This is a genomic window from Thermococcus sp., assembly GCF_027052235.1.
Taxonomy (GTDB): Archaea; Methanobacteriota_B; Thermococci; order Thermococcales; family Thermococcaceae; genus Thermococcus.
Genome location: NZ_JALUFF010000060.1, coordinates 1 through 9,600, shown reverse-complemented (window position 1 = coordinate 9,600; position 9,600 = coordinate 1). Strand labels below are relative to the sequence as shown.

9 protein-coding genes are annotated in these 9,600 nt (G+C 52.6%); 3 read left to right on the top strand and 6 right to left on the bottom strand.

Features of this window, described 5'->3' with window-relative positions:
• Window positions 1-498: ABC transporter ATP-binding protein (locus MVC73_RS07320; RefSeq protein WP_297509047.1), on the bottom strand; the 498-nt coding region annotated here is incomplete at its 3' end.
• A gap of 40 nt (window positions 499-538) precedes the next feature.
• Window positions 539-1,705: an isoprenylcysteine carboxylmethyltransferase family protein gene (locus MVC73_RS07315; RefSeq protein WP_297509044.1), complete on the bottom strand. Its 1,167-nt coding sequence runs from the start codon at window positions 1,703-1,705 to the stop codon at window positions 539-541.
• 72 nt (window positions 1,706-1,777) lie between these two features.
• Between MVC73_RS07315 and trm14 the strand changes: the two genes are divergently transcribed.
• Window positions 1,778-2,875, top strand: a complete 1,098-nt coding sequence (trm14, locus tag MVC73_RS07310; protein WP_297509041.1) for a tRNA (guanine(6)-N2)-methyltransferase — start codon at window positions 1,778-1,780, stop codon at window positions 2,873-2,875.
• Between the two features lie 4 nt (window positions 2,876-2,879).
• On the opposite strand, the gene MVC73_RS07305 is transcribed toward trm14, so the two are convergent.
• Window positions 2,880-4,247, bottom strand: coding sequence for an ATP-binding protein (locus MVC73_RS07305; RefSeq protein ID WP_297509038.1), 1,368 nt, complete (start codon window positions 4,245-4,247; stop codon window positions 2,880-2,882).
• A gap of 102 nt (window positions 4,248-4,349) precedes the next feature.
• On the opposite strand from MVC73_RS07305, the gene MVC73_RS07300 reads away from it, so the two are divergent.
• Window positions 4,350-4,736 (top strand): hypothetical protein, encoded by a 387-nt coding sequence (locus MVC73_RS07300; protein WP_297509035.1) that lies wholly within the window; start codon window positions 4,350-4,352, stop codon window positions 4,734-4,736.
• A 2-nt stretch (window positions 4,737-4,738) separates the two neighbouring features.
• On the opposite strand, the gene MVC73_RS07295 is transcribed toward MVC73_RS07300, so the two are convergent.
• Window positions 4,739-5,416, bottom strand: coding sequence for a fumarylacetoacetate hydrolase family protein (locus MVC73_RS07295; protein WP_297509032.1), 678 nt, complete (start codon window positions 5,414-5,416; stop codon window positions 4,739-4,741).
• Between the two features lie 80 nt (window positions 5,417-5,496).
• Here MVC73_RS07295 and MVC73_RS07290 point away from each other — a divergent pair, with 80 nt between their 5' ends.
• Window positions 5,497-6,450: a hypothetical protein gene (locus tag MVC73_RS07290; protein WP_297509029.1), complete on the top strand. Its 954-nt coding sequence runs from the start codon at window positions 5,497-5,499 to the stop codon at window positions 6,448-6,450.
• 68 nt (window positions 6,451-6,518) lie between these two features.
• Here the strand turns inward: MVC73_RS07290 and MVC73_RS07285 are convergent, their stop codons facing one another.
• Together MVC73_RS07285 and MVC73_RS07280 are read right to left on the bottom strand one after the other, a co-directional pair.
• Window positions 6,519-8,255, bottom strand: coding sequence for a hypothetical protein (locus MVC73_RS07285; protein WP_297509026.1), 1,737 nt, complete (start codon window positions 8,253-8,255; stop codon window positions 6,519-6,521).
• A 31-nt stretch (window positions 8,256-8,286) separates the two neighbouring features.
• Window positions 8,287-9,441 carry a tryptophan--tRNA ligase gene (locus MVC73_RS07280; RefSeq protein ID WP_297509023.1) on the bottom strand — a complete coding sequence of 385 codons (1,155 nt, stop codon included), beginning with the start codon at window positions 9,439-9,441 and terminating at the stop codon, window positions 8,287-8,289.
• Between the last annotated feature and the right edge of the window lie 159 nt (window positions 9,442-9,600).

Sequence of the window (9,600 nt, the reverse complement as noted above, 5' to 3'; positions counted from 1 at the left end):
CGTCGGTTCGTCGGCGAAAAGGTATTTTGGCTTGTTCGCCAGTGCCCTCGCTATAGCTATCCTCTGCATCTCGCCACCGCTCATGTGCTCGGGCAGTTTATTGGCTAAGTGCTCCGCGTTGACGAGCTTCAAAAGCTCCCTCGCCCTCTCCTCGGGGTTCTCAACCTTCTTTGAGTACTTCATCGGAAGCAGAACGTTCTCAATACCGGTAAGGTAGGGCACGAGGTAAAAGAACTGAAAAACGATTCCAAAGTTTTCGAGGCGGTAACGCCTCAGCTCCTTCTCCTTCAGCGAATGAATCCTGATGCCGTCCACAATGACCTCGCCCGAGGTCGGCCTGTCAACTCCGCTCAGGATGTTGAGGAGCGTCGTCTTACCGCTTCCCGAGGCGCCGGCAATAACGTAGAACCTCCCGTCCTCGAAGGTCAGGTTTATCCCCTTAAGGGCCATCACGTTGCCGAACTCGTAGTGCCGGGTGAGGTTGCGGACCTCGATCATACGTTATCACCTTACAAGCTGGAGTTAGATGAACCGGATTTTAAAAGGTTTGTTTCAGAGTCCGTTTAATGAACAGAAGAAGGAATGCTGAGAGCAGGGAAACGCCCACCCTTAACAGTCCGGCGATTTTAAAGGCCTCAGGCCCGTAAGCGATTCCGAAGGCCCACCAAGGGTCCCACTCAGCTATGAAAAGGTAGGCCAGAATAATCCCTGCGACGTTTCTCGTCTTCCTGTAAACGACTGGGTACAGGAGGACGAACAGGATGAGGTCGCCGAGTGGGGGCATCTTCCCCGCGTTGAAGAAGTAGCTGTCGTAAACGAAGAGAAAGAGCGGCGGAACAATCAGCCAGAGCCTTCCGCACGGAGCTAAAACCTCAATTGGGAAGGCAACGAAAACGGAGAAGGTGTAAATGGCGAAGAGCAGGTAGGAGAGGAATATCAAGGCAACGGATGTTTGAACATGAAAGCCGTGAAAGTTCCCCGCTTGAAGCTGGAGGAGCGGACTCGGAAGAGAGAGGGCCGAGGCAACTAAGAAACTCCTCCAGATTCCATCCCCTCTGAAGCCGAATTCAGCCCTTATTCCCAGGGATTTTGATATGAGAAGGACGAATCCGATGGTCAGGATGAGGAGAACGCCGGTGCGGATGAAGAACTCAACCGTGTAGCTATCAACGAAAAGCACCTTGAGGCCATAGAGTGTGAAATAGCCGAAGAGGAAAATCAGGAACACCAGGAGAAGCCTGCCTGGGCAGGAGTCGGCCTTCGGCAAAAACCTGCCCCTCGTCTCCATGAACTCCTCGTATTCTTTGCCCCAGTATTCTAAGAGTTCCCTCTCCTCCATTTCGGCGAGCCTCTCCCAGAGGGGAACCATGAGGAGCGAGGCAATTATTCCGGGAACGCTGGCAAAGAAGAGGGCAATCCCAAAGCCGAGGAACATGAAGGCCGAATAGAAGGAGTGCCTAACGAAGCGGTAGGGGCCGTCCTTGAGGAGCTTTCCGAAGTCCTCAGGTCTGTCGTGCTTTTTGGGAAAGAGTGAGTGGACGTAGATAGCTATCCCGCCGGAGATGAGCATGATGGCCAAACCGGTAAAGCGCATAAACTCTCCGGTCGTCCCCGTTATGGCAGGATAATGGACTAACGCGGAGATAACCGGAATCGTCGAGAAGACCAAGAAGACAAACCTCCTGAAGCGCCAGGAGCCCTCCATAGGGAAAAGTCCCCTTCAGAATATTTAAGGCTTAGCCCAAAGCCTTTTAAGAGAGACCAAAAAGCGCCAATCATGAGGCTTTTACTGACGACCTCTCAGGGAATCGAAGACCTGGCCGGTGCTGAAGTTCGTTCATTGCTGGACAGAATTGGAGTTCCGTTTCGAGTGGAGGAGAAACCGCTGGGAGTTGAGGGCAGGGTTTCAGTTGAGGTCGGCGAGGCCTTCTATATTGATGAGAAGGGCAGGAAGAGAGAACTAAGCGTTGCAACTTATCTAAACGAAAAATCAAGGCTCCTCCACCGGGTCATAGTCGAGATAGCGAGTGAACGCTTTGAGGGCATTGGTGAGCACGAGCCTGAAAGGGCCCTGAGGAGAATCGAGGATTTTGTGGCTTCCCTTCCAGTGGAGCGCTTCGTGAAGGTGAGCGAAAGCTTCGCCGTCAGGAGCTTTAGGAAGGGGGAGCACAAAATAACGAGCGTTGATATAGCGAAAACCGTTGGAAAGGCGATATTCGAGCGTTTGGAGCGCTTTGGAAAGCCTAAGGTAAACCTCGACCACCCCTCTGTAATCTTCCGCGCGGAACTTGTTGGTGAGACCTTTTTCCTCGGGATTGACACGACCGGTGATTCATCCCTGCACAAGAGGCCGTGGCGTGTCTACGATCACCCGGCCCATCTGAAGGCGAGCATAGCGAACGCGCTCATAGAACTGGCGGAACCCGATGGGGGTTCCTTCATTGACCCCTTCTGCGGAAGCGGGACGATTCCAATCGAGCTTGCCCTCAGGGGCTATTCTGGAAGGATAAACTGCCTTGAGAAGTACCGCAAGCACCTTCGCGGAGCGGAGATGAACGCCGTCTCAGCTGGCGTTTATGACAAAATCGAGTTCATCCTCGGCGACGCGACGAGGCTGAGCGAGTACGTTGAGAGCGTCGACTTTGCGGTGAGTAATTTGCCCTACGGCCTCAAAATAGGGAGGAAGAGCATGATACCGAAGCTTTACATGGACTTCTTTGGTGAACTTGCCAAAGTTCTTGAGAAACGCGGTGTCTTCATCACGACGGAGAAAAGGGCGATAGAGAAAGCTATGGAAGAGAACGGCTTCAAAATCGTTCATCACCGCTTAATCGGCCACGGCGGGCTGAGGGTTCACGCTTACGTGATAGAATAAGGCGCTAAGGCATCAACGCACCAAAGTCGCTTAAATCCCACGCGAAAAAGCCCTTCTCCCTGAGCCCTTCTTTACTTTCGACTTTCCTCGCCACTATTCCATAGCTCTTCTCCCAACCTTCCAGCCCAACGAGTCCCGCTTTTCTCTCCAGCTCCCTTAGGATTCCCCTCGCTTCCCTCACACTCAGGTCTTTCCACTTGACCTCCACGAGCAAAGCCCTTCTCTCCCGCTCGTTTAAAGCAACGATGTCAATCTCCTCGTTCTTATGCCACCACCTTCCGAGCTTCGTGAAGCGGAAGGGCAGTCTTCGAGCTTTGTTGAGTTTAGCCAAAAACTGCCTCGCGACATCTTCGAATACCCCGCCGAGATAGGCGTTGTACTCCTCAAGGAACTCCCCCCAGAAGTCGAGGCTTTCAAGCTCCACCTCGTCCCTGTACCTCTCCACGAAGCGGAAGTAAAAGCGGATGTAGTTGTCGGCTATCTTATAGCGGGTGTTCTTAGTCTTCGGAGGGGCCGTTACTGGCCTTTCCCTCCTCAAAAAGCCCAGCCTCTCAAGGACTTCGACGTACTTGAAGAGGTTCGAGCGGGGTATCCCTGTGAAGGTGCTTATCTCGTTGAAGCGCGTCTTTCCCTCTGCAACGGCTTTAAGAATTAGCTTGTAAACCCTCGGTTCCCTCAACTCGCTCGAAAGGAGGAAATCCCCCTCAGCGTAGAGGAAGCCCTGTTTGCTGAACGCGAGCCTTTTCACGTCCTCGAAGCTGTTGAAAAGTATAAGATAGGCCGGAATCCCTCCGGCTACTCCGTATATCCTCACGGCTTCTTCTACATTGACTCCCAGGAGCTTCCATGAGTTGAAGAAATCGAGGGGTTCGAGCCTTATCTGGCCGTCCCTCCTGCCGTAGAGCGGGCTCTTCTGGCTCAGGACGTGCTCCTCCATCATGCCAACGCTCGAACCGACGAGGATAAGGTGGAGCCTGGAAGTCCTCACAACCTCGTCGACTACGTACTGGAACTCGCTGAGAACCCTCTTGTCAGACTGAATGAGGTACGGAAACTCGTCAATCACCACTACGACCTTCCCTTTCTCGCTCAGGTACCTGAAAGCGTCCGCAAAGCTTCGAAAAGAGTCCTGAGTAAGGTAAGGGCTTGGAAACTTCTTGAGCACTTCGTCGGAGAAGCCCCTAAGATTGTCGAGATATGTGCTGTTTCTGGCGAGGTAGTATATTGCGGGCTTGTCCTTAATGAACTCCTTCACAAGACGGGTCTTCCCAACCCTTCTCCTGCCGTATATCGGGAGGAAGGAATTTTCCCTCTTCCAGAGTTCCTCCATGAAGGAGAGCTCGCTTTCCCGATCAACGAAAGTTATTGGCATGGTATAATACTCGACTTATAACTATTTAAGGCTTTCCTCTCCTTATGCTCCGGATTCAAAAAACTTTTTTAAGTTGTATTTCATGTATTTTTCGGTGATATCATGAGGAAGCCCGCGGTGGTCGTTCTCGTGGTGGGGTTGGTGGCTCTAATAGGGCTCGGCGTGAAGTATTTCATAAACCACTACGGGAACATAAACTACGAGTGGAAGACCAACCTTGAGGACTACAGGGAATACAACCTCCTCGGGAACTCGACGCTCAGCGGTTACATAAAGGCTAACAGAAACGTTAGCGTCTACGTACTCACAAAAGAGGACTTTAGGAGACTTAAGGAAGGAAAACCTTTTGGGTATTACCTGGCATGGGAGCACGTCAGGGAAGTCAAACTTGACAACGTGAGGATTCCGGAGGGAGACTACCTTCTCGTCGTCAAAAACGATGAAAAAGGAATGCAGTGGATTTCTGTAAAGCTCATGGACAGGAAGTGAAATCAGCAGAGTATCGAACCCTCCGCTAGAACCTCGAATTCCACTTTTCCAATACCCTCTATCCACGCCTCGACTTTGTCTCCGTGCCTCAGCGGACCGACTCCCGCCGGTGTGCCCGTCGCTATTATATCGCCCGGCTCTAGAGTCATGATTGAGCTTATGTATTCTATTATCTCCGGAACCGTGAAGACCATCTCGCTCGTCCTTCCGAGCTGTTTTACCTCGTTGTTCACCTTAAGGCCGATTTCGAGGTCAGCAATGTTTAACCCGCGCCTGTCAACGATTCTCGGCCCAACCGGTGCGAATGTGTCGAAGCCCTTGGAGAGACTCCAAGGAAGGCCCCTTTCCCTCGCCTCGGCCTGAAGATCGCGGGCTGTTATGTCAAGGAGTATAGTATAGCCCAAAATGTAGTCCATCGCCTTTTCCGCTGGAACCCGCTTCGCACGCTTCCCGATTATAACAGCAAGCTCGACCTCGTGGTCAACGCGCTTGCTCATCCTCGGTAGGATTATTGGTTCTCCCGGGCCTATCAAAGAGCTCGGCGGTTTCAGAAAGAACACCGGCCTTTCGGGGACGTCGCTTTCCATCTCCTTAGCGTGCTCGGCGTAGTTCTTGGCCAGAGCGATTATCTTGCTCGGCCTCAGCTCGTAAAAACCATCTCTGAAGGGAAGGCGAACCATTCCATCACCCGTAGGATTTGGGAATGCAGGTTAATAAACCACACGAAACCGTGATAAGAGAGAACGCTCTATTTTCCTCGGTGGGGGCCTTGAAGGTAGTAGCCGTTGAGGAAAAGGGCGCGGTGGTTGCCCTGATAATGGTGCTGGTGTTTTCAGCACTGTTCATCCTGCCGGTTCTGTACCTGACATCGACGGTGCCCGGAGCGGGGATGATAGCCCTCCTGTTCATCGCGATAACTTCAATCTTCCTGATTGGGGGTGTTTATGTGGCTCTGACGAGGATAAGGGCCAGCGGGAGGGTAAGAGACTTCACGGAGAAGGCAATAGTTTCCGGGAACTCGGTATCGTTTCCCATGCCCCTTGAGTACGAGGCTGGAAGGCTGAACCTTGCTGGCTACTGGACGGGAAGCGGGAGGAACAGGCACTACCAAGTTGACAGGAACTTTATGGCCGAGAGGAGCGGGACTTCCCAGAGCATAGAGTTTCCGGAGAGGGAGTTCAATGTGGCCATAGATGCCGATGGCTCGGGCATCGTTACGGCACCGGCGGTGAGGATACTGAGCGACCCCTACAAAGACGTCCTCCTGATGTTCCTCACCGACTCGGGAAGGGTCACTGGAGAAGGGACGATACAGCTATCGCACAACGGCGATTCCGCTGAGATAACCTTCAGGGGAGAGGGTAAATCTATAGTCGGAAGGGTTCAGGCGTACCTCTCCAGAGCCAGAAAGGTCAGGGTGGAAATCTCGGCACCCGGGGCCGGGAGAAATGTTGTCGGCCAGGGCCTCAACTTCGAGTTCATGGAGAGAATGCTTCCCGAGGAGAAGACCCTAATCGTGACGGGCTACAAGACGGCCAGCCCGAGGTCGCTCATGAGGCACCTTGAGGGAACGGTTATGGGGCACGGCGATTTCATCCTAAGGGCAGTCCTCGACATTCCGCTGAGACCCGACGTAAGGGAGGAGAGGACGTTCAGAGTGGAGCTCAGCGGGAAAGAGGAGGAAGAAGAGAGCAGAGAGGGGTGGGGGTTTTAATTTTTAGCCCTCTTCACTTGTTAATTAACCCTTCTCAACCACGGAACCCCGAATAGAAGAGAAAAGGACTAATTAACGAAAACCGATACCCCGTTAACCGTGGTCTGAACCTTGGGGTTCAGGATGAAGTCGCCGGGGTCAACGACTATCTCCAATGGTCTCTTATCCAGGACGAAGTCCACATCACCGAGCCCTTTCCTGACCCACACCGTCTTCTTTACAATGGCCGTTCCGTTGGAGTCGTAGACCGCGATCTCTACGGGCATCGTGAAGCCAGAGGAGTCAACGAGCCTGAAGGTCAGTCTGTAGGCGGAGCCGTTTTCGAGCTTCAAATCCTTAACGTTGTAGCTGGGAACGAGGTTCGTTTTGAACCACTCCTCAAAGAACCAGTCCAACCTCTGGCCACTCACGTTCTCAAAAATTCTCTGCAATGTTCCGGTGTCCAAGCTGTTAACCCCGGCCCTGCGGCTGTACTTCTTGAATATCACCCGGTAAGCCTTGGCCATGCTCTCGTTCCCGATAATCGCTGAGAGGGAGCGGAGGACAAAGAATCCCCTTCCAAAGACTATGTTTCCGGACTCGTTACCTGATATAGCCTGAGCCAGCGTCAGGTTGGACGTATAGCCGAGGGCGTAGGAATCCATGAATTTAACGAATTCCCTGGCATACTGCGGATTAGTTTCCCTCATGCTGACGAAGATTGGCCACATGCCCATGAAGTTCACGAGTGATGGAGAGAGCAGACCGTTCGACCACAGGAGCCAGTCCTCGTACAGAACGTAGAACACTGAACCGTAATCCAGGTAACGCTTGAGGTAAACGGCGTTCTTGGTGAGTGAAGCATAGGAATTGGCTAGGTAAGGGTGCTGTACATACCACACTCTCCCCTTTGCATCGTAGCCGGTGTATTCCGCGAAGGTATTGAGTCCAATCCGGGTAACGTTGACGAGTTTCTCGTATGTGTCTCCCGAGTACCAGTTCCCGAGGAAGACCATCGTAATGTTAAAGCTCCCGACGGAAACGTTCTTGACAACCAAATTGGGGTAGATGTAGGCATATCTAAGATTGCCCAGCTCATTAAAGTTTCTCAAGGTTCCACTGCCCGAGAAGATGCCGTATGCTGGAATAACGAGATTTTCACCGGGAATGGTGTAGTGGATGTTAAGACTGAGGTTATGCACCACCGGGACGGCGCCAAGAATCACCGGGACGGCGAGGGCCCACTCTGGATTATACATAGAGGTGTATTTTCCGTAATCGAACCTTGAAATCAGGGTCAGATTGAAAATCGACTCGTTTACCGGAATCCTGTAGAGAACGAGCCAGCCGGAGTGTGGATAGCCGAAGTGGCCCCTGTAAACCTTAGGATAGGCGTAGACCTCGACGGGGGGTGAGGCAAGGTCAACGACCTTTCCGTTCACGATGACGGTGATGTTTATAACCGAGGGCTTTTCGTTGGGCACCTCCTCCAGAACCTCGATGGCCTTTGCCCTGTCGTTCCTCATCACGCCCGTGAAGTTCACGGTAACGATGCCCCTTGAGTAGGTGAGGTAGAGGTTCCCGGTATACACCCCCATTTCCTTCCAGTGGAAGTCTATGCTCCTAACTGTAGCCCCCTTGATTACCTTCGCGTTCCCGTATTCCCATGGAGGCACTGAGTGTGACGTTGCTGAAGTCTGGATCTGGGAGGTCCCCGAGGACGTACCCGTTGACGTTGTAGATGTTTTCCCTCCAATACAGCCAGAAACTAAAACAAGGAGTATTATAACCACAGCCAGAATGGGTCTGGAACCCACATTTACCACCAAGTAAAAGTGGGAAGAGGACATAAAAAGGTTACTCTTTCAAGGCCTCAGGGATGGCTTTATCCCACTGCTCTCTAGCCAGCTCTCCGGTATACTTGAACTTCTCGACTTTCTTTTCCGCTTCCTTTCTCTTCTTCTGGTGCTCCTTGAGGAAGTCCTGAACCTTCTTGATGAGGTAGCGCTTGCACTCGCCACAGGTCAGCTCGCCGGCTTTGCAGGCTCTATAGCGCTCCATGAGCTTCTCGTCATCGGGCTCGAAGAATATCTCAAGCCACTTGAAGACGACGCACCTGTCGGGGTTTCCGCCCTTTTCGTGTTGCTCCTTAAGCGTTGGCTGGCCACCGGTCAAGGCGAATCTCCATATCTTCCTTCCGGCTTCCTCCGGGTCGTCGGTTAGGTAAACGGCCGTTTCCGGTTTGCTCGCACTCATTTTGCCCTCAAGGCCCGTGAGCGGCGGGACGAACTTCGAGTGAAGGGCAGCGGTTTTGTAGTAGCCGAGGCTCTCTGCAAAGTCCCTCTGTAAGCGCCAGTAGGGGTCTTGGTCAATTGCCGCTGGAATTAAACAGCGCCTCTTCTCGAAGAAGGTAGGCGCCGCCTGTATCGCCGGGTAGAAAATCATCCCAATCTTGCTCTGCTCTGTAAAGCCGAAAACGGCCCTCGCCATCGAGAAGTTTATCTTCTTCGCTATCGGCAGGGCCATCTCGTATATCTTCGTGAACTCGCTGTTCTGGAAGATGAAGGTCTTATCTGGGTCGAAGCCCACAGCTATTATATCAAGGATGTTCTGATACGCCCAGTACTTTGTATCCTCAAAGCTCAGCTTCTCCTTGAAGAGGAACTTCTCGTCGTCGGTTATCTGGATGTACAGGTTAACCCCGAACTTATCCTGGAGCCACTTGGTGGCGAAGAAGGGGATGATGTGGCCGATGTGCATCGGACCGCTCGGGCCCCTTCCCGTGTAGAGGAAGAAGCCCCTTCCGCTCTCGTAGTCGGCAAGGATTTTGTCGTAGTCCCTGTGGGAGAAGAAAAAGCGCCTCCTGAAAAATATTGGAAGTTCACTCCCAGTTAGCCTTGCCGTCCTCTCAAGGAGGTCGTCTGTGAGTGGGGTTGTCCCAAACTGCTCTATGAGCTTGTCGTAGTCGACCATGCCCTCTACGTCCCATGGCGTAACCTTAAACTCGTCCATTTGAGGCACCTCCAGTGGAAACAAAACTCCTGACTAAGGCGGTCGAGAAGAGGGGCTCAGGAGCGCCAAAAGCGACCACCCTGCATGGAGGGGAAGAAGGAAGTGGAGGATTTAAAGTTTTTGCCTTCTTCAGTTCGGGGCAAGGGATAAAAGGCCTCC